This is a genomic window from Schaalia sp. JY-X159, assembly GCF_014525425.1.
GTDB lineage: Bacteria > Actinomycetota > Actinomycetes > Actinomycetales > Actinomycetaceae > Scrofimicrobium.
Genome location: NZ_JACEXI010000003.1, coordinates 177445 through 202101, shown reverse-complemented (window position 1 = coordinate 202101; position 24657 = coordinate 177445). Strand labels below are relative to the sequence as shown.

Annotated in this window: 20 protein-coding genes; 7 read left to right on the top strand and 13 right to left on the bottom strand. The window is 61.2% G+C overall.

Annotated features, from left to right (window positions below; translation table 11 throughout):
* Positions 1-15: 15 nt before the first annotated feature.
* The gene (locus IDL90_RS06450; RefSeq protein WP_187994836.1) at positions 16-792 is read right to left on the bottom strand and encodes a fumarylacetoacetate hydrolase family protein; all 777 of its coding nucleotides are present in this window, start codon (positions 790-792) and stop codon (positions 16-18) included.
* A gap of 109 nt (positions 793-901) precedes the next feature.
* Between IDL90_RS06450 and IDL90_RS06445 the strand changes: the two genes are divergently transcribed.
* Positions 902-3607, top strand: coding sequence for a DUF3516 domain-containing protein (locus IDL90_RS06445; RefSeq protein WP_223175234.1), 2706 nt, complete (start codon positions 902-904; stop codon positions 3605-3607).
* A gap of 11 nt (positions 3608-3618) precedes the next feature.
* On the opposite strand, the gene IDL90_RS06440 is transcribed toward IDL90_RS06445, so the two are convergent.
* Genes IDL90_RS06440 through IDL90_RS06430 form a run of 3 tightly spaced genes read right to left on the bottom strand, consistent with a single transcriptional unit; the run spans position 3619 to position 5376 of the window.
* On the bottom strand, positions 3619-4008 hold the full coding sequence (locus IDL90_RS06440) for a type II toxin-antitoxin system VapC family toxin (RefSeq protein ID WP_187994835.1): 390 nt from the start codon (positions 4006-4008) through the stop codon (positions 3619-3621).
* Positions 4005-4265 (bottom strand): type II toxin-antitoxin system VapB family antitoxin, encoded by a 261-nt coding sequence (locus IDL90_RS06435; protein ID WP_187994834.1) that lies wholly within the window; start codon positions 4263-4265, stop codon positions 4005-4007. The genes IDL90_RS06440 and IDL90_RS06435 overlap by 4 nt, the downstream gene beginning before the upstream one ends.
* Before the next feature lie 46 nt (positions 4266-4311).
* Positions 4312-5376 carry a biotin/lipoate A/B protein ligase family protein gene (locus tag IDL90_RS06430; RefSeq protein WP_187994833.1) on the bottom strand — a complete coding sequence of 355 codons (1065 nt, stop codon included), beginning with the start codon at positions 5374-5376 and terminating at the stop codon, positions 4312-4314.
* A 172-nt stretch (positions 5377-5548) separates the two neighbouring features.
* Between IDL90_RS06430 and ilvD the strand changes: the two genes are divergently transcribed.
* From ilvD to manA, 3 genes are all read left to right on the top strand, one after another.
* Entirely contained in the window at positions 5549-7426 is a 1878-nt protein-coding gene (gene ilvD / locus IDL90_RS06425) for a dihydroxy-acid dehydratase (RefSeq protein WP_187994832.1), read from the top strand.
* A gap of 149 nt (positions 7427-7575) precedes the next feature.
* A complete protein-coding gene (locus IDL90_RS06420) occupies positions 7576-8553 on the top strand; it encodes an LCP family protein (protein ID WP_187994831.1) in 978 nt (325 codons plus the stop codon).
* Between the two features lie 14 nt (positions 8554-8567).
* Positions 8568-9761, top strand: coding sequence for a mannose-6-phosphate isomerase, class I (manA, locus tag IDL90_RS06415; RefSeq protein ID WP_187994830.1), 1194 nt, complete (start codon positions 8568-8570; stop codon positions 9759-9761).
* A gap of 7 nt (positions 9762-9768) precedes the next feature.
* Here manA and IDL90_RS06410 read toward each other — a convergent pair whose 3' ends face one another.
* Genes IDL90_RS06410 through IDL90_RS06400 form a run of 3 tightly spaced genes read right to left on the bottom strand, consistent with a single transcriptional unit; the run spans position 9769 to position 13645 of the window.
* Complete coding sequence (locus IDL90_RS06410) at positions 9769-11160, bottom strand: multicopper oxidase domain-containing protein (protein WP_187994829.1); 1392 nt, start codon at positions 11158-11160, stop codon at positions 9769-9771.
* Entirely contained in the window at positions 11157-12464 is a 1308-nt protein-coding gene (locus IDL90_RS06405; protein WP_187994828.1) for a hypothetical protein, read from the bottom strand. Before IDL90_RS06405 ends, IDL90_RS06410 begins: the two co-directional genes overlap by 4 nt.
* On the bottom strand, positions 12461-13645 hold the full coding sequence (locus IDL90_RS06400) for a hypothetical protein (RefSeq protein WP_187994827.1): 1185 nt from the start codon (positions 13643-13645) through the stop codon (positions 12461-12463). The genes IDL90_RS06405 and IDL90_RS06400 overlap by 4 nt, the downstream gene beginning before the upstream one ends.
* 344 nt (positions 13646-13989) lie before the next feature.
* On the opposite strand from IDL90_RS06400, the gene IDL90_RS06395 reads away from it, so the two are divergent.
* Together IDL90_RS06395 and IDL90_RS06390 are read left to right on the top strand one after the other, a co-directional pair.
* A complete protein-coding gene (locus IDL90_RS06395) occupies positions 13990-14310 on the top strand; it encodes a helix-turn-helix transcriptional regulator (RefSeq protein WP_187994826.1) in 321 nt (106 codons plus the stop codon).
* A 33-nt stretch (positions 14311-14343) separates the two neighbouring features.
* Positions 14344-15594 (top strand): HipA domain-containing protein, encoded by a 1251-nt coding sequence (locus IDL90_RS06390; protein WP_187994825.1) that lies wholly within the window; start codon positions 14344-14346, stop codon positions 15592-15594.
* A gap of 193 nt (positions 15595-15787) precedes the next feature.
* On the opposite strand, the gene IDL90_RS06385 is transcribed toward IDL90_RS06390, so the two are convergent.
* The 6 genes from IDL90_RS06385 to IDL90_RS06360 all read right to left on the bottom strand — a co-directional run bounded on the left by IDL90_RS06385 (position 15788) and on the right by IDL90_RS06360 (position 22198).
* On the bottom strand, positions 15788-16069 hold the full coding sequence (locus tag IDL90_RS06385) for a type II toxin-antitoxin system VapC family toxin (RefSeq protein WP_187994824.1): 282 nt from the start codon (positions 16067-16069) through the stop codon (positions 15788-15790).
* Between the two features lie 552 nt (positions 16070-16621).
* Positions 16622-17779, bottom strand: coding sequence for a branched-chain amino acid aminotransferase (locus IDL90_RS06380; protein WP_187994823.1), 1158 nt, complete (start codon positions 17777-17779; stop codon positions 16622-16624).
* A gap of 78 nt (positions 17780-17857) precedes the next feature.
* Positions 17858-18922 (bottom strand): 3-isopropylmalate dehydrogenase, encoded by a 1065-nt coding sequence (locus IDL90_RS06375; protein WP_187994822.1) that lies wholly within the window; start codon positions 18920-18922, stop codon positions 17858-17860.
* Positions 18919-19944, bottom strand: coding sequence for a ketol-acid reductoisomerase (ilvC, locus tag IDL90_RS06370; RefSeq protein ID WP_182141214.1), 1026 nt, complete (start codon positions 19942-19944; stop codon positions 18919-18921). The genes IDL90_RS06375 and ilvC overlap by 4 nt, the downstream gene beginning before the upstream one ends.
* A complete protein-coding gene (ilvN, locus tag IDL90_RS06365; RefSeq protein ID WP_182141215.1) occupies positions 19944-20459 on the bottom strand; it encodes an acetolactate synthase small subunit in 516 nt (171 codons plus the stop codon). Before ilvN ends, ilvC begins: the two co-directional genes overlap by 1 nt.
* Before the next feature lie 2 nt (positions 20460-20461).
* A complete protein-coding gene (locus IDL90_RS06360) occupies positions 20462-22198 on the bottom strand; it encodes an acetolactate synthase large subunit (RefSeq protein ID WP_187994959.1) in 1737 nt (578 codons plus the stop codon).
* Positions 22199-22611: 413 nt separating this feature from the next.
* On the opposite strand from IDL90_RS06360, the gene IDL90_RS06355 reads away from it, so the two are divergent.
* Complete coding sequence (locus IDL90_RS06355) at positions 22612-24204, top strand: aspartate:alanine exchanger family transporter (RefSeq protein ID WP_187994821.1); 1593 nt, start codon at positions 22612-22614, stop codon at positions 24202-24204.
* Positions 24205-24657: the final 453 nt, after the last annotated feature.

The following is a 24657-nucleotide window of genomic DNA, read 5'->3' as shown; positions in this document are numbered from 1 at the left end:
CGTGGAGGGCCTGCGCTAGCGGCGCACCACCGGGTTCGACAGCGTGCCGATGCCCTCAATGGTGATGTCGACCCGGTCGCCCGGATGAATCGGAGCCACCCCGGCGGGCGTCCCCGTGAGGATGACGTCGCCCGGCAAGAGCGTGAAGGTCTGAGACGCGGCAACCACCAGTTCCCGTACCCCAACAATCATCGCCGAGGTCGAATCATCCTGACGCACCTGGCCGTCAACCGTGGTGGTGAGGCGCAGGTTGTCAACATCGAGGTCGGGGTCAACAACCACCCACGGCCCCAGCGGGCAGGCAGTGTCAAACCCTTTCGCCCTCGTCCACTGGCCGTCCAGTTTCTGCTTGTCCCGCGCCGAAACGTCATTGCCAATGGTGTAACCAAAAACGACGTCGTCAACCGCGTCAAGGGTGAGGTCCTTCGCGACGGTCTTGATGATGACGGCCAACTCGCCCTCGGGTTCAACATGGTTTGACCACGAAGGCAGAACAATCGGGTCATCCGGGCCGATCACGGAGGTGTTCGGTTTGATGAAAAACACCGGTTCAGCGGGAATCTCAGACCCCATCTCAGCAACGTGAGCCGCGTAGTTACGACCAACTCCCACAACTTTCGAGCGAGGGATGACGGGTGACAACAACCGCACCTCGTCCAGTTCGAAAACCTCGCCACTTAGCTCAATCTTGGAGAACAAGGGGTCCCCCCGCAGCACAAAGATCCTTGTGGAGTCATCTTTGAGGAAGCCATATTTGGGTGAGGAACCATCGGAAAATCGCACGATACGCATGCCACGATCCTAGCTGCGCACCGCTGACCTAGCAGCTCCAAATCCGTTCCTTTCGCCCGCGGCGCACATCCGGCACGACTCACCAGAGCAGACGTGGGATGATCAACAGATGGTGCCAGGATCGCTAAACAAAATACTCGATGAACTCGACGACACGGGGCAGGCCGACAACATCGATGCCCTCTACGAAGCCTTCGCGGATTGGGCTGAAGAGTCGGGTCGCCCGCTCTACCCCCACCAAGAAGATGCACTCTTGGAGCTGCTGGACGGCAATCACGTCATCGCCCAAACCCCCACCGGCAGCGGCAAGTCCCTAATCGCGCTGGCCGCCCACTTCATCTCCCTGGCACGCGGGGGCCGCTCATACTACACCGCCCCCCTGAAGGCACTGGTGTCTGAAAAGTTCTTTGACCTGGTTGATGCTTTCGGCGCCGCCAATGTGGGGATGGTGACCGGCGACGTTGCCCTCAACCCGAAGGCACCCATCATCTGTTGCACCGCTGAGATCCTTGCCAACCAGTCTTTGCGCGAGGGCGCAGACCTGGACACCGACATGGTGATCATGGATGAGTTCCACTTCTACGGCGACCCGCAACGCGGCTGGGCATGGCAGGTGCCTCTGCTGGAACTGCCCAACCCCCAGTTCGTCTTCCTCTCAGCCACCCTGGGCGACACCTCTGAAATCGCGGCGGAGCTGAAGGAACGCACCGGGCGTGACACATCCCTTATCTCTGATGCGGTCCGCCCTGTTCCCCTGGAGTTTGAGTACCTTGTTGACGACCTTGACCCCATCGTCCAACGCCTCATCAAAGAGGACCGCGCCCCCGTCTACATTGTCCACTTCACCCAAAATGATGCGGTGAAAACGGCCGTAACCCTGGGAAAAACGCTCGACGTGCCAAAGGAGACGAGGACGCAAATCCAGGACACCCTGCGAGGTGTCGAACTGTCACGAGGTTTCGGCAAAACACTGCGGGAACTGCTCCTTAAGGGTGTCGCCGTCCACCACGCCGGCATGCTCCCCCGCTACCGCCGCCTGGTTGAACGCCTAGCCCAGCGCGGCTTCCTCCAGGTGATTTGTGGGACCGACACCCTCGGCGTCGGCATCAACGTGCCGATCCGCACCGTCCTGTTCACGTCCCTGGTCAAGTACGACGGCTCCCGCACCCGCCACCTCTCTGCTCGCGAGTTCCACCAGATTGCCGGACGCGCTGGCCGCCCCGGGTTTGACACTATTGGTTACGTCAAGGCCATTGCCGCTCCTGCCGAGGTCGAAGCCCTGGCCCGACGCGCCCGCATGTCCGCGGCCCAAGAGGCCGGGGACCGCAAGAAGCAGAAGAAGATGGCGAAGAAGGGCGCCTCCCCTAAGAAGCGGGGGGACCTGTCGTGGACCAAGGCCACTTTCGAGCGCCTCACCGCCGCACAACCCGAGGTCCTCCGCCCTCGTTTCCACACCAGCCACGCAGCCTTCCTCAATGTTCTGGACGGTCCGGGCGACCCGGAGGAACGCATCCTTCGCTTGGCGCGTGAGGCCTCCGATTCGCAGCGCCTCCCCGCGGGCGAGGCCGAGTCGAACCGTTTCCTTCGCGAGTTCGGCGACATCTACAAGTCGCTTCTCCAGGCCGGTTTGATCGAGCGCGTCCCCCTAAAGGAGCGGACGGGCACGGCGATCCGCGTTGTTGGCGACCTCCCGGATGACTTCGCCCTCAACCAGCCGCTGGCCCCGTTTGCACTGGCGGCGCTAGATCTGCTTGATGAAGAATCGCCCTCATTCGCCATGGACGTCATCTCTGTCATTGAGGCCGTCATGGAGGATCCCCGGCAGATCCTCTACGCCCAGCAGCGCATGGCGAAGGACCGCGCTTTCCAGACAATGAAGGCCGAGGGGATGGAGTATGAGGAGCGGCGCGACGCCCTGGCGCAGATCTCCTGGCCCAAGCCCCTGGAAGAGCTCCTGGTCCCCATGTTCGCGACTTTCGCGCAGACCAACCCGTGGGTGAAGGGGTACGAACCGTCGCCGAAACGCGTGGTTCGGGAGATGGTCGAGGACGGGTTGACGTTCTCGCTACTGGTGCAACGCTACGACCTCAACAATGCCGAGGGCGTGGTGCTACGCTACCTGTCCGACGTCTACAAAGCCCTGCGCCAGGTGCTGCCCGCCCACTATCAGACCGACGAGGTCGAGGCCATCATCGAGTGGATGGGTGACATGCTCGGGTCAGTCGATACGTCGCTGCTTGCCGAATGGCAGCAGATGATGGAAGCCCGCGCCTCCGGCGGGGAACTTACGTCACTGACCCGCCAGGATGCCGAGGCCGAAGGTGCTGAACGTGCTTTTGGAGCCGACGAGGACGGACGGATCCTCTTTGGCTCCAACCGTCACGCCCTGCGCGTTGCGGTCCGCAACGAGATGTTCAAGCGCGTCGAGCTTCTGTCTCGTGACAACTGCATGCGCCTTGCTGCGCTTGAACCAGAAGGGTCGCCGTGGGACCAGCAGCGCTGGGAGGCAGCACTGGACCCCTACTGGGATGAGTTTGAGTGGATGCGCATCGACCAGGTGGCGCGCGCCTCCGAGTTTTTCGACCTCACCGAAGCACCCGAGGGCGTCGAGGTCCTCGAAGCCTTCGGTGTCGACAACATCGAGGACGTGCCAGTGACATCTGCCGGAGATCGCAACTGGTGGGTGTCCCGACAAATCATTGCTGATCCCGATGACACGGGGGCATGGCGACTGACCTGCGTGCTCGATGTCCCAGCAACTCTCGACTCTAACCAAGTGGTCCTGAGGACGGCCGCCTTCGGGGCCCTCAACTAGGGGCCCCGGGCCTATCGGAGTGCGGGGAGGACATCGGTGTGTGAGAAGTCGTCCCCAACAAACAAAAGTTCCTGCCCCGTGATCCACGCAAGCGCATATGAATAAGAGTCCCCCAAGTTGAGCCCTGCTCGATGCCCGCTTCCCCGCCCGTACTGCACGTATGCGGATGATGCGATCTTCGCTTGAGCATGGTCAAAGGGCTCCACGGTAACACCCAGATCGTCAAGGAGCCGCCTGGCAGCAATCGTGTGATCCCGCGAACGACTTAGGACTGCGAACAGCTCTACGTACGTTGCAGCAGAGATCCTCAAGTCTGAGGTGCTTGCCAACGCTTCAGCGATTCGCTCAGATTCATCTTCAGAGCGAAGTACCGCGATGATGGCTGAGGTATCGATGATCACACTGGCAACCCGTCAGGATCGTAGAGGGCCTCTTGAGCCTCCTGAAGGGCATGAGCTTCCTCATCTGAGAATGCGGCTGCGAACCTTGCGAGCGCAGCATTGACTCCAGCTCGACGGTCAAGATTGGGGTCGGCGCCCAGCTCCCTGAGGCGGCGTTCCACAGCGTCATCGACCGCAGCAGTTTGGCTTGCCCCAGTGAGTTCAGCGAGGTGACGAACCTTCGCATGCGTCTCCTCATTCTTGATGTTCAGACTCATGAACATATTCTACCCTCCCCAAGAATAGCTTTCTACCATTCCTGCATCAGGGCACCCGGTGCACCCACTCTTCAGTCGCAAACTTGGTGCGCACCCGCTCTTCCGCCTTCTCTAGGTCTGCCTCAGTGATCTTCCCCGGCACTGCCCCGTAGGTCTTAGCAAACTCATCGATGAAAACCTCAATGATCTCCCCGCGCGGCAACCCGGTCTGGCTGGCCATGGGGTCGACCCGCTTGATCGCTGACCGCAACCCCTTATCCCGCACCTTCTCTTTACCAATCCGCAGGCATTCCAGCATCTTCACAGCATCGATGTCGTAGGCCATAGTGACGTGGTGCAGCATGTATCCATTGGCGTACCGCTTCTGCGCCGCCCCACCGATCTTTCCGTAGGCGGACGCAATGTCATTCAGAGGCACGTAGTACGCTTCCACCCCCACCCGCTCCAGAGCCTTCAACACCCACTGATCGAGGAACTTATAGGAATCCTCAAATGACATCCCGTCCACCAGGGACGTGGGAATCACCAGCGAATAGGTGATGCAGTTCCCCGGCTCCATAAACATGGCGCCGCCCCCCGACACCCGCCGCGACACCGTGATTCCATGCTTTTCAACGCCCTGTGGGTCAATCTCATTCTCATAGCTCTGGAATGAGCCAATGACGATCTGCGGCGCATCCCATTCCCAAATCCGCATGAATGGTTTCCGCCGTCCAGCAGCCACCTCTTCCACCAGCGTCTCATCCATCGCAACATTTACAACAGGGTTCACAGATGGCCCGTGAATCACCTCAAAGTCCAGGTCATCCCAGTCAACGGCCGCCCCCAGCGCACGCCTAATCGCAACCCCGATGCCATGCGGGCTGACCCCGAACAAGACGTCGTCTGACCGCAACTGCGCTTCAATGCGCGCAGCGATACTGCTTGCCGAAGACGAAGTCGGCACACCTTCAACCACGTCCTGGAGGCGAAAGATCACGTCTTCAGGTTCAGCAAAGAAGTCACCCGAGATCTTCACATTCACCGCGCGCTTCACACCATAGTCATCAACCCCCTCTTCCAGGTCGACGACTACCAGCTTCCCACCAGGCTCTTTGTATTCTCCGTGCATACTCCCAGTCTAAAAGGGGGTTCCGACATCTCGCGCTCCTAAAGAGCTGGCCGCGTGATGAACGGATCAGTTTCTCTCCACTCAGGCCGCCTAAGCTGGTGCAACACCAGTTGCGGTCAACAGCGTTGGATAAGAGGAACAGGTAGGCCGCTCGGACTCCCAGGAGGAACTCATGCCACGGCCTCTCCGTTCTGCAACTTCAACAGCCGGTCGCAATATGGCTGGCGCTCGCGCCCTATGGCGCGCAACGGGTATGGGTGACGATGACTTTGGTAAGCCGATCATCGCCGTGGTCAACTCATTTACCGAGTTCGTTCCCGGTCACGTTCACCTGCGCAATATGGGTAAGTTGGTGGCGGACTCGATTGTCGATGCCGGGGGCGTTGCCAAGGAGTTCAATACCATCGCAGTGGATGACGGGATTGCTATGGGTCACGAGGGGATGCTCTATTCCCTCCCCTCCCGTGAACTGATTGCCGACTCGGTGGAATACATGGTGCAGGCTCACTGCGCGGATGCCATGGTGTGCATTTCCAACTGTGACAAGATCACCCCGGGCATGCTGCTGGCCGCCATGCGCCTCAATATTCCCGTGGTCTTTGTTTCTGGCGGCCCCATGGAGGCGGGCAAGAACATCCCTGCCGATTCCATCATCGGCGATTCCACCATGGGTCACGGCAACCTCATCACCGTCATGAACGCGACGGCTGACGACTCGATCAGCGATGACGAACTGCTGCGCCTTGAGAAGCTGGCTTGCCCCACCTGTGGCTCGTGTTCGGGCATGTTTACAGCCAACTCAATGAACTGTCTGACCGAGGCCCTGGGCCTGTCACTTCCAGGAAATGGCTCCACACTTGCAACCCACGTTGCACGCAAAGCCCTATTTGAAGAGGCCGGCCAGATCATCGTCAACTTGTGCCAGCGCTATTACAACGAGGATGATGACTCGGTCCTGCCCCGCAACATTGCCACCAAAGAGGCTTTCGAGAACGCGATGGCTCTAGACATGGCGATGGGCGGTTCAACCAATACCGTGCTCCACATTCTCGCTGTTGCCCGGGAAGGGAAGATCGACTTCACGCTCGCTGACATCGGGCGCATCGGAGCCAAGGTCCCAACCCTGTCGAAGGTAGCGCCGAACCACAACGATTACCACATGGAAGACGTCCACCGCGCCGGCGGCATCCCCGCCCTCCTGGGCGAACTCGACCGCGGTGGCATGCTCAACCACGAGGTGCATTCCATACATTCACCTGACCTTGAGTCATGGCTGGAAGACTGGGATATTCGCGGTGGAAAGACCAGCCAGAAGGCGATCGACCTCTTCAGCGCCGCACCCGGCAATAAGCGCACCACCGAAGCGTTCTCTACAAATAACCGCTGGGCCGAACTTGACCGGGATGCCGAGGGCGGGTGCATTCACGACGTTGAGAACGCATATGTTAAATCCGGCGGCCTCACAGTCCTTTACGGCAACCTCGCTCCCGAGGGCGCGATCGTTAAGTCCGCGGGCATTGACCCTTCCCTGTTCCGTTTCGAGGGCAACGCCCTCGTCGTCGAATCCCAGGACGAAGCAATCGAGAAGATCCTTGACAAGACGGTCAAAGAAGGCGACGTGGTCGTAATCCGCTACGAAGGTCCTTCGGGAGGACCCGGTATGCAGGAGATGCTCTACCCGACCTCATTTATCAAGGGTCGTGGTCTGGGTACCAAGTGCGCCCTCATCACGGATGGAAGGTTCTCTGGTGGAACTTCCGGCATCTCGGTCGGTCATATCTCCCCCGAAGCTGCGGCAGGCGGCCTGATCGGACTGGTTGAGACGGGCGACCGCATCCTCATCGACGTTAATGAGGCGAAACTGGAGTTGCTTGTAGACCCAGCCGAACTGGAAGAGCGGCGCATACACCAGGAAGAGAGGGAACACCCCTGGACCCCCGTGGAACGCGAGCGTCGAGTCTCTCCCTCCCTCAAGCTGTACGGCATGACAGCGCTGTCAGCATCTCAGGGCGCCGCGCGTGATGTCTCACTAGTTGCGCGAATCCACTGACAGCTCCCCACAGTGCGTTGGTAGAGTCCTAGAGGGCGTGAACAACACCCTGGTTAAACCTGTCCGATTAGCATTGCAGGAAGCGAAACATGAGCCAGCAAACCCCGAGGATCCGGACGCGCAAACCCGCCCCCACCGCCAGAACAAAAATGACCACGGGCGGCAAAATCGGGTTGACGCTTCTGGGTGTTCTGGTGGTAGTAGCTGTGGCAGTCGCCGCGGCTCTGGGATGGTTCGTGACTCGCGTTTCGACCTCGTATGAAGGAAACACGGAGACTCTAACAGAGGCTTTCCCTGAGGAAGAGACCCGTCCCGCAGAACGTGAAGATGCCGCGCAGAACATTCTGCTCTTGGGCTCGGATACGCGCGGCGCTATCGATGAAGGGGCGTTGGACGGACCACAGGACAGCCGCTCCGACACCTTGATGGTCATGCACCTTCCCGCGGATCGTGAAGGTATCTACTTCACTTCCATCATGCGCGACTCGTGGGTTGACATCCCAGGGTTCGGTGAGGCAAAGATCAACGCAGCGATGGCCTACGGGGGGCTACCTCTTACCGTTCAGGTAGTTGAAGGTCTAATTGGAACACGTATCGATGACGTGGTCGTCATCGATTTTGAGGGCTTCAAGGATCTCACCAACGCCCTCGGCGGCGTTACTGTGACTAACACGGTGGCCTTCGAATCAAACGGTCACAACTTTCCGGTCGGCGACATCAAACTCAATGGCGAAGAAGCCCTGACGTTTGTACGTGCCCGCTACCCATTTGCCGATGGTGACTACCAACGTGTTCGCAACCAGCAGGCTTACATGAAGGCCGTGGTCAAGCAGATGATCTCAAGCGAGACTCTCACGAACCCAACCCGTTTGATCGCAATGGTTGACGCTATCTCTCCCTACCTGGCTGTTACCGAGGGCGTCACAACCGAATATATTGTGCAGACCGCGGCCAGCCTTCGCAACGTGCGCACCTCTGACCTATACTTCATGACTGCACCAACGGCCGGGGTTGGGACTTCAGCGGACGGGCAGTCCATCATTCTCCTCGACCCAGAGGGAATGGCACAGTTGCGCGAGGCATTCGAGACGGATACTCTCGCCGAGTACTACGCAGCCCACAACTAGACCGACAGGGAACCGTGGATAGGCTCACCGGGGTAACTAAGCACCACGACTGGGGTTCATCAAGCCTGATTCCCGAATTCTTGGGGCAGGACGAGGACGGCTTACCCTGGGCAGAGCAGTGGTTTGGCGCTCACCCACTAGGGACAGGGCTGCTGGACTCAGGCACCAACCTGCGGTCAGCCATAGACAATGACCCGACAGTTTTCCTTGGGCCCTCCACCCAGTACATGTTTGGAAACCAACTTCCCTACCTGGTGAAGCTGATCGCTCCGGCTCGCGCCCTTTCCCTCCAGGTTCACCCCGGCCGAAATCTCGCTGTTCAGGGGTTCGAAGAGGATGAGGCAGCAGGCATACCAATCGGCTCGACTGAAAGAGTCTTCCAAGACACGACCCACAAGCCTGAAATGATCTACGCACTCACGGACTTCGTGGCCCTGGTGGGATTCTGTGTGAGACGCCAAGCTCGCACACGCCTCGAAGGTTTGGACTGTCACCTCGCCTCCCGGCTTTCCCGCCGACTCCGTTTGGCAACCGGGCGGGGTATCAAGCCCGTGGTGTCATGGATTCTTGACCCCGAGGACGGACCGACGCCCTACGAGGTGAGGGACTTCGCGACAGCCTGCTCAGACCGGCTTCAGTCCGGTGTGTCTCCCGAGCCTGAGGTTGATTCAATAGTCGTGGGGTTGCAGAAGGATTTCCCCGGCGAACCAGGAATCGTCATGTGCTTCCTGATGAATTACCTGCACCTTCTTCCAGGAACCGCAGCATTTGTGCCCACAGGGACCGTCCATTCCTACCAGCGTGGCCTGGGTCTTGAAGTGATGGCAAACTCTGACAACGTGATACGCGCGGGCCTGACCTCGAAGCACATTGACCCGCAGCGGTTCTTGGACAGTGCAAACTTTGATGGCATCCCACCAACCCGCATCGCCCCAGAGCACCCCGTTCCCGGCCTAGACCTCTTCCGCTCTCCCGTGGAAGACTTCGAACTAACAGTGGCAACTCCTGCGGCCCCTGGTGTCCTCAGTCCACTGCATATCCCGGGAACCGGCCCACGCATCCTTGTTGGTCTCAGTGAGACAACCCAGGTGCAGACTCTCAAAGGTGAGGCTAGGGTTCAGCGCGGCCAAGCCCTCTTTATCCCAGACAGCGACGGACCCATCATCCTTTCGGGTCTGGGCACTGTTGCACAGGTGTCAGTCCCGTAATCTGGCGTCATTCCCCCACCTCAAAAAGCCCGTGCGCCCCGCGTTCCGCAAGCGACATGATGTGGTTGACGAAGGGGTAGGTTCCGGCCTCGACCGGCACGAACTCAACGAAGCCACCCTGCGCAGCGAGGAGCGGAAGGACTTGGGCGCCCGTGTCCCCCTTGGTGAGGCCGTCTGTGGAGGTGGAGTGGTGGACGGAGTAGGCGCCCTCGGACCACACGGTGTCGAACTGGGTGCCGACGACGTGGAATGACAGGGCAGAGTTGGGTCCGACGTCAAGCACCCACACCCGCACCCGCTCCCCCACATTGGCCTGGAGGGGGTGCGCGTCGTACTGGAAGGGGCGACCGTTGAAGGCGGCCAGGTCGGGGACGAGGTCGCCAGCCGCAAAATCGTCATCCAGGTAGATGTCGGATTGGACGAGGACGTACTGGCGGTCCACTTCTTCTAGGTCGTCCGGTTCGATGACGACGGCGCCGAACATGCCGGCTTGGATGTGGGTGGCCATGGGCATTGTGGAGCAGTGGTACATCCAGATCCCGGAGCGGGGGGCGACGAACTCGTAGACCAGGGACTCTCCCGGCTCGATCGTCCTCATCGGCTCATCGGGGGCAACGATGCCGGCGTGGAAATCGATGGAGTGGCCCATTGTCCCCTGGTTGACCAGGGTGATTTTGAAGGTGTCACCGACGCGGCCGTGCAGGGTGGGGCCCGGGGAGGTGCCGTTGTAGGTCCACACCGGACGCACAACTCCCTCGGCTAGGGACTGTTCATCTTCGGTGACGGTGAAGGTGTACTCGTGGGTGGTCCCGTCGCTCAGGAGTGGTAGTTCGGCGGGGTAAGGGTCGGTGGCGGCGGCTTCGGCGATCAGCGCGTCCATGCCGGGAGCCGTGGAGGTGTGCATGGAGTGACCCGTCGGCTCTGGGGTTGCAGAGTCGCTAGGCTCGTCCTCGGCCCCGATAGCGATGACGTTGAGTGTCATGCCCATCTGGCGGTGCCCGGGTAGTGTGCACCAGCCTTCCATGTCTGCGGTGATGACGCCGACCTCGACGGTGGCGGAAGCACCGGGAGCGACAGGGTCAATGGCAACCCCATTGGCGAAGGCAAGGTCATGGCGCTGATCCCCGGTGTTGTTGAGTGTGACGACAAGTGTGTTGCCAGCCGGGACCTCGATGGTTCCGGGAATGAAGGACATGCCCTGGACGGTCACTTCTACCTCTGTGACCGCCCCGGTTGCGGTGACGGTCGAGGGTGGTGGCGTGGCTGCGTCCTCGGCCCCATCCGGTGAGGTCACCGCCAGGTTGGGCGCTACCATAAGCGCAGCGACTGCCACGACGATGATGGCGACGATGGCTGCGACGGCAGAGGATGCTCTGCGGTTGGTCTGGTCTGTCGTCATTTCTGGGCTCCTGATTCATCTGCCAGGGGTGCGGGTTCTGTGGCTGTTCTGTTTTGGGCGGATCGTTTGGCGCGGCCCTGCTCCATGCCGTCGGCGCCAAACATCACCAGGTCGAGGGCGAAGGAAAGGAGCACCAGAAGCCAAAAAAGAGGCGCTGCGGGGCCGGCGGTGAGCGCCAGGGCAAGGCCGGCGTTGCGAAGGATGAGGCGGAATGGACCCATGCGCTCCAAGACGGTTATGCCCAGCCGGACCACGGCGGGGCCGCCACCGATGACAACCGGCATCAGGTAGGTGAGGGCGCCAACCAGGATCTGCAGCGCGCCGCCGACGCCGAGCACCACAATCAGGGTGGGGGAAACCAGGCGGAATTGGTCGGGGCCTGCGGAAGTAGCCGCGGTGACGGTGGTTGCGAGGAGGCCGAGCACCCCCCAGGTCACGCCGGAGAGGGCGGACCAGGTGGCGTAACCGTGCGGGTGCTTCTTGCGGGCCTCAGCCACCAGCGGCATGCCGATCCCCCAGGCAGCGGTGCAGGTGTAGATGGCGATGCCTGCTGCGGTGAAGAGCATGTGTCCCAGGGTTGCGCCGACAAGGGCGATGAGGAGTCCGCCAACCAGGGCGGGGAGGGCGCGGGTCGAGTAGGCGACAGCGTCCTCGTCGATACGTGTGCGCAACATGGTGGGCCACAGGGTCACCAGGGTGCCGAGGATCGTCAAGCCCAGCCACCCCAGGGCATTGACTAGGGAGTGCGCTAGCGTCAGGCCGCTGCGTGCCGCGACCACCCAGGTTGGCGCGTCGATCTGGAACATGGCGGAAGCGATGATGGCGCCGTAGACGCAGCCAATCACCAGGAAGGCTGCGGCGGCCATGTAGTAGCGGATGACGACGGCGAAGCGGGATCCCAGTTTCGCCCTCGCACTGACGACCAGGGCGATGCCGTGCCAGGCGATGATGGCGCCGACGCCGGCTGCGGCGATGGTGACGGTCAGGAGGTTGGCGGCGAGCATACCGACGATGAGGGCGACCAGGGCGACGTTGAAGAAGGCTTGGCGGATGTGCTGGTGGGTGGTGGCGGCCGGGTCATCGCGGCGCAGGCGCAACAGGGAGCGGGAGAAGTACCACGACCACTGCAGGATGGCGTTGCTCAGGACACCCAGGGTAAGGATGTGGATCGACAGCCACCACGACTGGGGGATGGCGGTGCGGCCGACGATGGTGGCGGAGAAGAGGAGTAGGGCTGCGGCCATCCACGCGGTGGTCATGCGGTCGCCGCGGTTGTGTTTGGCGGTGGTGGGCTGGGGGCTCACTTGGCGGCCTCGGGGTTGGGGGCGGCCGGTGCCGGCGGCGTTGTAGCGCGGGGGCGGCCCGCGATGACGATGGTCGTCACGGTGACCACGACGAAAGCGAGGACGCCCGCGATGTCGAGGGCGCCGCCGAACTGCCAGGCGCCCTCGGCCATGCGGGCCCCAGCGAGGGCGCGGATCACCAAACCCAGTTGCAGCGAGCCCCACACAGCCCACATTGCCCTGTTGTGGGGCAGGTCGCGGCGGGCGATGGCGGGGATGATGGCGGGGGCGTGGGCCAGGACCATGGAAAGCGCGAACCCGATGGTGAGGGCGTGAACGACGGTGTCGTAGCCGTAACCGGAGAAGACCGGACCGCAAATCACCCAGATGCTGCCCGCCACGATCATCCAGGCATACCCTGCCAGCATGCAGGCGGCCATGAACCTGGGGGCGCCGGGCAGGCGGATGGTGCGTAGCGCGATGTCGTGGCGGGCGGTGTCGATGGCAACAATGACAAGGGCGAGGCCGAGGAGCGGGTAGCCCAGTGCGGGGGCGAACAGGGTCATCACTAGGCCGACGCAGGTGAGGATCACTTCGCCGAGGACGCGCGCCTCTGTCGAGCCGCGGGCGAAGGTGATGCGGGCAAGTTCGAGGCGTTCGCCGATGATGGTGAAGATCAAGAACGCACACCACCAGGGGACGATCTGGGCGATCTCAAACCCGCGCCCCCACAGCAGGATGCCGGCTAGACCCGTGACAGCACCGATGCCTTGGATGAGCACTGCGATCATGGGCTGCTTGCGCCACACCACGACGTAGATGCCGACTAAGAGCGCCATGGATGCGGACCAGGCGAGTGCGGGAAGGAGTCGGGTGGCTTCGGGTCCGTGGAGCGCGATTTGTATCAGGGCGAGGACGGTGCCCGCAACGGCTGCGACGGGCGAGAGGTAGGCCCACAGGGAGATGCGGCGGCGGTCAGACTGAAGGGCGACGGCTCGTTCAAGGGTGATGGCTGAGCCCAGGAACCCGAAGATCATGAGGACGCCGTGCAGGCTCGCAAGATCCATGGAGGTGACGGGGGCTTTGAGGCCCAGACGCAGCAGGGCGGCGTCGAGCCCGCTCAGTAGCGCGACCATCGCTCCCAAGAGAATGAGGAGGCGGCCTTTGGGCAACGGGGGCTTCACAAGGGCTCTAGACGACACCTGTCTATTATCGCAGGTTAGGTGAGCCTAACAAGGGCGACCTCGACCACATGGGCCGCGTTGCACCAGGGACCCGCCCTCATACGCGCCCGCGCCCGCCCTCGTACGCGCCCGCTCCCGCGACACCCGCGGTAGCCCGGCCCCCAGCCTAAGGTCGCCGCTGTCACCAAAGGTCGCTTATGTTCTTGCGAATTACCGGCGACCTTAGGTGACAGCGGCGACATTAGGATCGGGCTTGCTCAAGTGGGCGGCGTCTACAGTTCTGTTGGTCCCGGGCGAACACACGAGCTTTCGAACGTCATCCCGAACAGCCTAAATGTTCACTAATGTTTACATTCGCAGCAATGTTGTTTATAGTAAGCATCCATATAAAGAAGACTATAAGCAACATTGGGGGTACCGTGGAACTACGTAACGCCTCAACTTTTGCCCGCGTTCTCCGCGACGCAAGAATCCGCGAGGGCATCACCCAAGAAGAGTTGGCCAAGCGGGTTGGCAAGAGCCGATCCTGGGTGATCAGCGTTGAATCAGGTCGGCAGCAGCCGACCATCGGGGCAGCAATCGCGGCGATGAGGGCGCTGAACCGATACCTCGACGTCAAGGTCGTGAGCGAGGAAAGCCAGGCAAAGACCAATCTTCTCCTAGAACACCTGGGGCGCAAGTGATGCACACGCTCGACTTGTGGCCCGTCGGTGGTCATGCCATGGCTTGAGAACCTCCTTCCTGATGATCCGACAACGCGGAGAAGTTGGGCCACCCACTTCGGAATCACTCAGACAAGCGCATTTGCACTGCTGCACCACATGGGGGTCGATGCGCCAGGCGCGGTGCAGATTCTTCCTAACGGCGAGGCGCCAGGCCAGGACGGACACCTCGCCGGAATAGGTGAGGCTGGGATGGCCGCGAAGATTGAGTCGCTCGTCAGGTCCCCCAAGGTGTGGGACCATGGCGACTCATTTGATAGGTGGTCACTTGCCGGAGGGCAACCAAAGTTCGCAGTTGTCAAAACAGGCGGTGACTGGTTTGAGCCGCAAGGCAACATGCCGAGTACACACATCGTCAAGCCCGGCATGGCAGTCGCTTCGATGAGCAACCTAGAGACACAGGCACTTGAGTACGTCACGATGCGAGCCGCAAATCTTACGGGCCTAGATGTAGCAGCTGTGGAGATGCTCGATTTTGACGGTCTGCCGACCTTGGTCGTGGAGAGGTTTGACCGGTTGGTCACCCCTGAAGGCACGGTAGCCAGAGTTCACCAGGAAGACTTCTGCCAAGTTCTGGCGACGCCACCTGAATTGAAGTATGAAGAACACGGCGGCCCGGGAATTGCGCAAGTATCCGCTGCGATTCGATCCCACTCCATGCGGGTTGAAGATGACTTGAGGAAATTTGCAGAGGCAGTGATCTTCAATCTCCTCACTGCTGGAACGGACGCTCACGCGAAAAACTACAGCGTGCTGCACTCAGGTGCTAGTACTCTCTTCGCGCCGCTGTACGACCTCATCTCAACCCAGGGGATCTACTACCCGCGATCGGCGCGACTTCGGGGGAGCTCGGCCATGAGCTACGGGAATGCGTTCCAATACAACTATATAAATGGGGAGAGCCTCGCCCTCACAGCCGACGATCTAGGCATCTCCCGCACTCATTTTTCAGAGATATTCGAGGCGATTGGGGCGCGTCTCCCCCAGGCAACGCAGGAGGCGGTCAACGAGCTGCCACCTGCACTCCAGACGGAAAGGATGATGTCACTACCTACCGCCTTTGAGTCTTCTGCGACCCACTACTCGATGCTTGCCGCGCAGTCAGCGAAGTTAGACCTTCCGACACGAAAGACGACGGGTGACAACAGGAGGCATGCAGGCGCCGAGACATGGGTAGCGGGCCATGAGCGTAACGGTGTGTGGATCTCTGGGCACGCACTGAAGAGGGCCCGCTCTCGTACGTGATGCGACATCCAAAAGCACTGGTGCCTGGTCCTAATGTCGCCGGAATCACCCGACCCACCCCCTAAGGTCGCCGCTATCACCAAAGGTCGCTTATGTTCTTGTGAATTACCGGCGACTTTAGGTGACAGCGGCGACCTTAGGATCGGGCTTGCTCAAGTGGGCGGTGTCTGCAGTTCTGTTGGTTCCGGGCGACTTAGATAAGTCGCACTCCCGGGCCATACTCCGAAACCTTGGCGTCGCAGGTCCACAGGGGGACCCCAAGAACGCGGGCTTGCGTCACCAACATGCGGTCAAATGGATCTCCATGAATGGCCGGAAGTGACTGGACGACCTCAGCAGTCCCACCCTCGATTGGGACCTCCGCGTACCCGTTCCTCAAGAGACCCCTGCGCAGAGTTACTGGTGGAACCTGAAAGTTAGAACGCCCCTGAGCAAACTTGATTGCCACTTCCCAGATGCTCGCGACCGAAAACATCGGCACACCCTCCGCCGCACTCCAGCGCCGTCTACCACCCATCACACCCTCCCTAATCAACTGACTCACAACCAGCTTGACAGATAGGGTAATCGGACGAAATCTGACTCCATAGGTAGTAATTCTGCAGGGGCACTCCACCACCTCGGCAGAGGCGGGCGGCGCGGAGGGCCTGGGGAGGGCCGGTGGCGCGCAGGGCGGGCGGCGCGCAGGGCCGACGGGCGCTGGGCGGGCGGCGCGCAGGGCCTGGGCAGGGCCGACGTGCGCAGGGCCAACGGGCGTTGGGCGGGCGGCGCGCAGGTCATGCGCCCCGCCCGCAGGGCATGCTTGGCGCAAGCTAGACCGCGCATGCAGCGGGTGGGGCCAGTGCCTTCGTGAAATGTTTACGTGGGGAACCGATGTGGCCTTGGGGTACCTACCCCAGACGCACATTTCGCCCCAACATATACATTTCGCGAGATCGCTTAACTCAGCCAATTCTCCGGTGTTTTTGGGTGTTTTTTGGCTGAGTTAAGCGATCTCGCGAAGTCTGGGAGGTTGGGGCGGGTCGGGCTAGACCAACTGGTACATCCAGCCGTGACGATCCGGGATCGTGCCGCGCTGGATACCGCCGAGCTCCTCAAGGATCTGCCCCGTCACCTCGTCACCGTCAAGGGTGACGTCAAACCCGTCGCCCGCAAGGCGCGCGATCGGCGTGACGATGGCGGCTGTGCCGCAAGCGAACATCTCGACCACCTCCCCGCCCTCGATCGCCTTCACCAACCAGGCGAGCGGGATGGTTGCCTGGTCAACCTCAATGCCACGGTCGGCCAGCAGCTGGATGATGGCGCTACGCGTCCCACCCTCAAGGAGGGTGCCGGTCAGGCGCGGGGTGAGGACACTGCCGTCCTTCTTGACGACAAAGACATTCATGCCGCCCAGTTCCTCAAGGTTGGTGTTTGTTTCCGCATCAAGGTAGCAGACCTGCTCAAACCCCTTCTCGGCTGCGAGGCGCTGCGGGAGTAGCGACGACGCGTAGTTGCCACCCGTCTTGGCGTCACCAGTACCACCGGGAGCGGCCCGGTTGAAGTCTGTGCTCACCCAAATCGACACGCCACTCATACCGCCCTTGAAGTAGGGGCCAACCGGCGACGCGATCGCCACGTACTTGTAGTGGTGGGCGGGGCGGACGCCAACGAACTCCTCATCGGCAATCATGAAGGGGCGCAGATACAGGGAAGAGTTGGGAACGCCCGGCACCCAACGCTCATCCATCCGCACCATCTGCACCAAAGACCCAATGAAGTCATCCAGCGGGATCTCCGGCATCGCCATGCGCCGAGCAGAATGGTTCAGACGTGCCGCATTGAAACCGGGACGGAACGTCCAAATGCTCCCATCCGCCCACCGAAACGCCTTCAACCCCTCAAAGATCTCTTGTGAATAGTGCAAGACAGCTGCCGCCGGGGACAGCTGCAATGGCCCGAAGGGGACGACTCGCCTGTCGTGCCACCCGTCCTCGACCGACCAGTCAGCAACAGCCATGTAGTCGCCAAATCGGACCCCAAAAGCCAGCTCTTCCATCGCCGCAGCGTGATCCTCTTCGCTGGCAGGATTAACGTTGGGGATGACGGGGAAACGAGACGCCGCAACATCTGCGTCGGGAAGCCGCTGGGCGCGGAACTCCGCCTCAAGAGAGTTCCACTTACTGTCGGAGTTCGTTTCGGTCATGGCGACCCATTCCTCTCAAAATCCACGTGATTTTGGTCGAGGGCGACGCAACCACTTCCAGTCGCGCCCGGCCCATCCTCAGCTTAGTTTTGCAAGGACCGCTGCACCGACGTCCTTGGTCCCACGTTCGCGCGCCAGGTCGGGATGCTCCGCCCGCCACGCCATATCCGCATCGATTGCCCGCTGCACACGGTCCGCCTGTGCTTGCAAGCCCGCGTTCTCCAGCAGCAGGACCACTGAAGCAATCGCGGCGATCGGATCCGCTATCCCCTGCCCCGCGATGTCAGGTGCTGAGCCGTGGACCGGCTCAAACATGGAAGGGAACGTGCCGTCCGGGTTGATGTTGCCCGAGGCCGCAAGACCAATCCCACCGGTGATCGCCCCGGCCTCGTCCGTAATGATGTCCCCGAACAGGTTGTCGGTTGCGATGACATCAAAGCTCTGCGGCTTATTGAGCAGGTGGATTGTGATGGCGTCAATGTGCTGGTAGTCCACGCTGACCTGCGGGAACTCCAGCGCAATCGCGTCCGCCTGCCGCTTCCACAGGGAACCGGCATGGACGAGGACGTTCATCTTGTGCACCAGAGTCAGGTGCTTCGCCGGGCGCGAGTCAGCGAGGGCGAACGCGTAGCGCAGCAGACGCTCGGCCGCGAACGCAGTATTAACCGACACCTCTGTGGCGATCTCTTGCGGGGTGCCGACACGAACCGCCCCGCCGTTGCCGACGTAGAGCCCCTCGGTCCCCTCACGCACCACAACAAAATCGATGCCTTCAGGGTCCCTTAGCGGCGACGCCACGCCCGGGTAGTGCTTGGAAGGACGCAGGTTGACGTAGTGATCAAAAGCGAACCGCAACTTGAGCAGCAAACCGCGTTCGAGGACGCCCGGCGTGACCCGAGGATCCCCCACCGCACCGAGCAGAATCGAGTCAAACTCGGCCAGTTGAGCCAGATCGTCCTCGTCCAAAATGTGCCCATCCGCCAGGTAGCGGTTGGCGCCCAAATCAAAGTCGGCCAGCACCAGGGTGCGGTCGCTATCAACCAACGCGGCCTGAAGAACACGGACCGCCTCCGCAGTCACCTCTTGCCCGATACCATCCCCGGCAATGACGGCGACGCGGAGGGCGGAACGATCCTTACTCACCTGGCAGCAGATCCATCTTTGTAGTCGGAATCTTCCTGCGTCCAACCGAAGGAGGCGCGCAACTTCTTGCCGGTGGCTTCGATGGGGTGCGACTCGCCCTCGGCGCGCAGGGCCTTGAATTCCTGACCACCGTTGTCCTGGTCGGCGATGAAACGCCTAGCGAAAGTGCCGTCCTGGATGTCGGCGAGGACGTCCTGCATTGCCTCTTTGACCTGCGGGCCAATGACGCGGGGGCCGGACACGTAGTCGCCGTACTCGGCGGTGTCAGAGATCGACCAGCGCTGCTTGGTGATGCCGCCCTCCCAAATGAGGTCGACAATCAGCTTCATTTCGTGAAGGACCTCAAAGTAGGCGATCTCGGGCTGGTAGCCGGCCTCGGTCAACGTCTCAAAGCCGTACTGGATCAGCTTCGACACGCCACCACAAAGGACGGCCTGCTCACCGAAGAGGTCGGTTTCAGTCTCTTCCGTGAAGGTGGTCTGGATGGCGCCGGCGCGCGTCGCGCCAATTGCTTTGGCGTACGACAGGGCCAGCGGCCAAGCCTGGCCGTCAGCATCTTGCTCAACGGCAACAATGGCGGGAATGCCCTGGCCGTCAACGTAGGATTCGCGAACCTTGTGACCCGGGCCCTTCGGGGCAACCATGCAGATGTCGTGGGCGGCATCGGCCTCGATGTAGCCGTAGCGAATGTTGAAACCGTGAGCAAAGAACAGGGCGCCATCCGGCTTCAGGTTCGGGGCAATCTGCTCGGCGTAAACAGTGCGCTGGTACTGGTCTGGCACCAGGATCATGACGACATCACCCTGGGCGACAGCGTCGGCGACCTCTGCAACCTGCAGGCCAGCGGCCTCGGCCTTCGCCCACGACGCGGAGCCCGCGCGCAGCCCGACCACAACGTCAACACCCGAATCACGCAGGTTCAGTGCGTGTGCGTGTCCCTGTGAGCCGTAGCCAATAATCGCAACCTTCTTGGCACGAATCAGGTCCAGGTCGGCGTCGTTTTCGTAGTAAACCTTTGCCACTATTTCTCCTTAATTTGGTCGGTCAAAGACCGTGGGCTGCGGCTGAGCGCCACCGCACCTGATTGAACAATTTCTTTCACGCCGTAGGGCTCGAGGCTCTCCAGCAGCGCTTCCAACTTGCCGCGCGTGCCCACGGACTCAATGATGACGGTCTTGGGGGCAACGTGGATGACGTGAGCGCGGAACAGGTCAACGATCTGCAAGACGGCCGTGCGGGTCTCATCATCCGCGCGAACTTTGAGCAGAAGCATGCGCCGCTCCACGCTTTCGTCCTCGGGCAACTCAACCACTTTGAGGACGTTGACGAGTTTGTTGAGCTGCTTGATGACCTGCTCAAGGGGCTGGTCTTGCGCGTCAACGATGATTGTCATGCGGGAAATACCGGACTTCTCCGTCTCCCCCACCGTCAGAGACTTGATGTTGAACGCCCGGCGAGCAAACAGGCCGGCGACGCGTGTCAGAACGCCAGGCTTGTTCTCTACCAGAACTGTCAGGGTGTGCAAATGTTCAGCCATGGTCACTCGTCCTCATCCCAGATTGGCGCCATTCCCCGCGCGAAGCGAATGTCATCATTGGAAACGCCGGCTGCGACCATCGGCCACACCATCGCATCCTTAGAGACACGGAAATCAAGAAGTACGGGGCGATCATTGATGGACAGGGCCCAGTTGATCGCTTCATCTACGTCCTCGGCCACCTCAACGCGGCGGGCAGGCATTGAGTATGCCTCCGCCAGCGCGACAAAGTCAGGCACCTGACGTTCCACCCCGACGTTGAGGTCGGTGTTTGAGTAGCGTTCCCCATAGAACAGGTTCTGCCACTGGCGCACCATGCCGAGGACGGTGTTGTTGATGAGGGCGACCTTGACTGGAATGTTGTTGGTGACCGCCGTTGCGAACTCTTGCAGTGTCATCTGCAGGGATCCGTCGCCGTCAACGATCCACACCACGTTGTCGGGGTTGGCAACCTTCGCGCCGATGCCCGCTGGTAGACCGTAACCCATGGTGCCAAGCCCCGCGGAAGTCACGAAATGGCGCGGCTTCTCAATCTTCAAGAACTGCGCCGCCCACATCTGGTGCTGACCCACGCCGGTCGCGTAAATGGCGTCCGGTCCTGACAGTTCAGAAAGCCGTTCGAGGACGTACTGCGGCGCCATCAGGCCGTCTGCCGTATCGATCCATCCCAGCGGGTAGGAGTCACGGAGGCGATCCAGGTAGCGCCACCAACCGGAGAGGTCATCCTTGTAGGTCGGGGACAGCACGCTGGGGAGGGTCTCATTGAGTGCCTCAATGACGGCCTTCAAGTCGCCAACGATCGGCACGTCTGCTTCACGATTCTTGCCGATCTCAGCAGCGTCAATGTCGACGTGGATCACTTTGGCACGGGGTGCGAATGTGTCCAGGCGTCCCGTCACGCGATCGTCAAACCTGGCGCCCAGTGCAATCACCAGATCGGCGCGCTGTAGCGCACCAACGGCGGCAACCGTGCCGTGCATGCCGGGCATGCCCAGATTGTGGGGGTCGCTGTCTGGAATGGCGCCGCGAGCAGGAAGGGTTGTGACAACCGGAGCGTCGGTGAGGTTCACCAGCTCCATCAAGTCAGCGGATGCGCCACTGCGAATCACGCCGCCACCTACATAGAGCACGGGGGCGTTTGACTCGTTGATTGCTGCCGCCGCTGCCCTAATCTGCTTTTGAGAGGGCTTCCCCGGCACCTTATAGCCAGGAATATCGAATGCAGGCGGCCACGAGAACTGCATCTGTGCTGCCTGGGCATCCTTGGTGATGTCAACGAGGACGGGACCGGGGCGACCCGTTGAAGCAATGTGGAACGCTTCGGCGATCCGCGAGGGAATGTCCTGAGGGTTTGTCACAAGGAATGAGTGCTTGGAGATCGGCATCGAAGCCCCAACCACGTCAGCCTCCTGGAAGGCATCCGTGCCAATCAGCGCGGACCCAACCTGGCCGGTGATGATGACGATTGGAACCGAGTCAAGATTGGCATCTGCCAGGGCCGTCATCACGTTCATAGCCGCCGGGCCCGAGGTGACGATTGCGCACCCAACCCGTCCACTAGTGATAGCGAAACCTTCGGCCGCGTGGCCTGCCCCCTGTTCATGTCGAATCAGGATGTGGCGGATGCTTGAATCCATGAGCGGGTCGTAGGTGGGAAGAATGGCGCCTCCCGGCATGCCGAATACTTCCTTCACCCCCAGCTCCTCGAGGGAGCGGATGATGGCTTCCGCTCCGGTCATTGTTTGGTCTGTGGTCACTTGTCTGTTCTCCGTCCTAGCCCGTCCGTGGCAACAAAAAACCCCCGCACTTGTGAGCGTGGGGTGTAAGGCGTACGGACCATCTGTCAGACAGCAGGCACCGTACGCCCGGGTACAACGACCACGAGCGCAAACGCCAGGACTGCCGCCAAGATCTTCACCTGGCCCATATTAGGCGTTGCGGCCGCGGGAAGCTTTACGTCTCACAGTTTGGTTCAATGCCGCGATACCCCAACGTTTACCTCCAGGAAGCCGCTGCTCAACTCTGGAACCGAGAGGGCTTTAGGCCTGTCGGTCTGTGAGGTTCGTCCGGGCGGGACCTTGTGCTAGAGGCTAGGCGCCCTAGGTGAAGTACCATGAGCCTGTTTGTCCCCCTGCCGTAAAGGTGAACCAAGTTGACTGGCGTCTTTGAATATCTTGCGGAACAGCCTGTGCTGGTCCTCTTCCTCCTAATTGGTGTTGGTATGGCGTTCGGCCATATCAAGATCAAAGGTATCGGGCTTGGGCCTGCAGCCGTTCTTTTCAGTGCAATCATCCTGGCTGCCTGGGCTGGCGAGCTAGGCGTCGAGCTGGTACTTCCCCCAGCTATTGGCACGCTTGGCCTGGTGCTATTTGCCTTTGCTATAGGTATCAACTCTGGCAACTCCTTCTTCCATAACCTCAAGACTGCAGTTGGACCGCTCCTGACAATGGTGGTTCTGTTTATCATCGCGGCCGGCGTTGGCTACGGCGTTGGTGTTTACGTCTTCGACCTCGACCCGGCCGTTGTTGCAGGTACCTTCGCTGGCGCCCTCACGAACACCCCGGCGTTGGCTGCGGCGGGTGATGCTTCGGGCAACCCCGGGCAGGCAACAGTCGGCTACTCGATTGCCTACATCTTTGGTGTCATTGGCATGATCGGCGCAAGCCTTGCCGCACTGGCCTACTCCAAGACGGACAAGGACGCGCCCACCCCCATCGCGAACCGTACGGTTCGCGTGGAGCGCACGGATCACCCCTTCATCGGTGACCTTTACGAAAAGATGGGTGGCAAGGTCACCTTCTCACGCCTGCGCCGCGGGGAGACCGGGCCGATCACCCGCCCATCAATGTCTGACACCCTGGATCCCGGCGACTTGATCACCGTTGTTGGACCTACCGAACTGGTGGCAAGAACCGCCAAAGAACTGGGACATGGCTCAAGCCATTCACTGATGCGTGACCGTTCCTACCTGGACTTCCGCCGCATCACCGTCTCGGACCCCAAGGTTGCGGGTCGCACAATTGGCAGCCTCGACCTGGCTCAGCAGTACTCAGCCACCGTCTCTCGCGTTCGCCGTGGTGACGTTGACCTGATCGGTGAGCCCGGCCTCGTCCTCCAACAGGGTGACCGCGTTCGTGTCGTTGCCCCGACCTCCAAAATGGTACAGATCACCAAGTTCTTTGGTGACTCGGCGCGCGGTCTTTCAGACATCAACCCGATCGCCATGGGCCTTGGTATGGCACTTGGTATTTTCATCGGACACATCGCGATTCCCGTTGGCGGGTCAAGCTTTAGCATTGGTGCCGCGGCTGGCACGCTGATTATCGGCCTGATCTTCGGCAAGCTTGGGCGCATCGGCCCATTTGTTACGGCTGTGCCGTTCACCGCGTGCCAGGTGCTGATTGAACTGGGCCTGCTGATCTTCCTAGCGCAGGCAGGAACGGTCGCAGGTGGGCAGATCATGGAGGCGTTCCGCGGTGGGTCGTGGGTCAAGATCCTCGCCCTCGGCATCATTATCACGCTGATCATGGCGATTGGCCTTTACGTCACGATGCGATGGATCTTCCGCATGGGCGGGACCCGGCTGTCCGGCCTGCTTGGCGGGGCGCAGACCCAACCAGCAGTGCTCGCGTTCGCGAACACGCGTACCGGGGATGACCCCCGGGTCGCCCTCGGATACGCCCTTGTTTACCCGGTGGCGATGGTGGCGAAGATCCTCATCGCGCAGGTGTTGGGCGGGTTGTAGCCCAGGGCGGCTCCGGCTTCCAACGGGACATCGCGCGGCTTTGGGCCACCGCGGTGTCCCGTTTCTTGTTGCGCTGGCCGTCCCCAGCTCCGATCCGGCCGTCCCCCCGGGCCATCCCCAGCTCCGATCCGGCCGGCACCACCATCCCCGCCACCATTACGGAGCCGGCTAGGGCATAGGGAGCCCGCTAGGCCCAGCAGATCTCGCATAACGGCGTTTTACAAGCCTAACCGGCTCGGTATGCCCTAGCTGGCTCCCTAACGACACCAGGGGAACGCACCCAGCCCCAGATCCAGATCCAACGCATCGCAGGGTGGAGGCGGGTCCGGGTCGGATGCCGTCGAACCGGGTCAGAGGCCCCCAGACCCTGACCACATCGCCCCAACCACCGCGAAATGTATACGTCGGGGCGAGACCCCCGTCTGGGGCACATACCCCACGTTCACTTCTCAT

What these genes read in the sequence shown, in the direction of transcription:
- ilvN (WP_182141215.1), bottom strand. Translation starts at nt 20,459, where the DNA reads ATGGCTGAACATTTGCACACCCTGACAGTTCTGGTAGAGAACAAGCCT.
- IDL90_RS06445 (WP_223175234.1), top strand. Translation starts at nt 902, where the DNA reads ATGGTGCCAGGATCGCTAAACAAAATACTCGATGAACTCGACGACACG.
- IDL90_RS06360 (WP_187994959.1), bottom strand. Translation starts at nt 22,198, where the DNA reads ATGACCGGAGCGGAAGCCATCATCCGCTCCCTCGAGGAGCTGGGGGTG.
- IDL90_RS06380 (WP_187994823.1), bottom strand. Translation starts at nt 17,779, where the DNA reads ATGACCGAAACGAACTCCGACAGTAAGTGGAACTCTCTTGAGGCGGAG.
- IDL90_RS06420 (WP_187994831.1), top strand. Translation starts at nt 7,576, where the DNA reads ATGACCACGGGCGGCAAAATCGGGTTGACGCTTCTGGGTGTTCTGGTG.
- ilvD (WP_187994832.1), top strand. Translation starts at nt 5,549, where the DNA reads ATGCCACGGCCTCTCCGTTCTGCAACTTCAACAGCCGGTCGCAATATG.
- IDL90_RS06410 (WP_187994829.1), bottom strand. Translation starts at nt 11,160, where the DNA reads ATGACGACAGACCAGACCAACCGCAGAGCATCCTCTGCCGTCGCAGCC.
- IDL90_RS06385 (WP_187994824.1), bottom strand. Translation starts at nt 16,069, where the DNA reads ATGTTTTCGGTCGCGAGCATCTGGGAAGTGGCAATCAAGTTTGCTCAG.
- IDL90_RS06390 (WP_187994825.1), top strand. Translation starts at nt 14,344, where the DNA reads ATGCCATGGCTTGAGAACCTCCTTCCTGATGATCCGACAACGCGGAGA.
- IDL90_RS06450 (WP_187994836.1), bottom strand. Translation starts at nt 792, where the DNA reads ATGCGTATCGTGCGATTTTCCGATGGTTCCTCACCCAAATATGGCTTC.
- IDL90_RS06435 (WP_187994834.1), bottom strand. Translation starts at nt 4,265, where the DNA reads ATGAGTCTGAACATCAAGAATGAGGAGACGCATGCGAAGGTTCGTCAC.
- IDL90_RS06395 (WP_187994826.1), top strand. Translation starts at nt 13,990, where the DNA reads ATGTTGTTTATAGTAAGCATCCATATAAAGAAGACTATAAGCAACATT.
- IDL90_RS06430 (WP_187994833.1), bottom strand. Translation starts at nt 5,376, where the DNA reads ATGCACGGAGAATACAAAGAGCCTGGTGGGAAGCTGGTAGTCGTCGAC.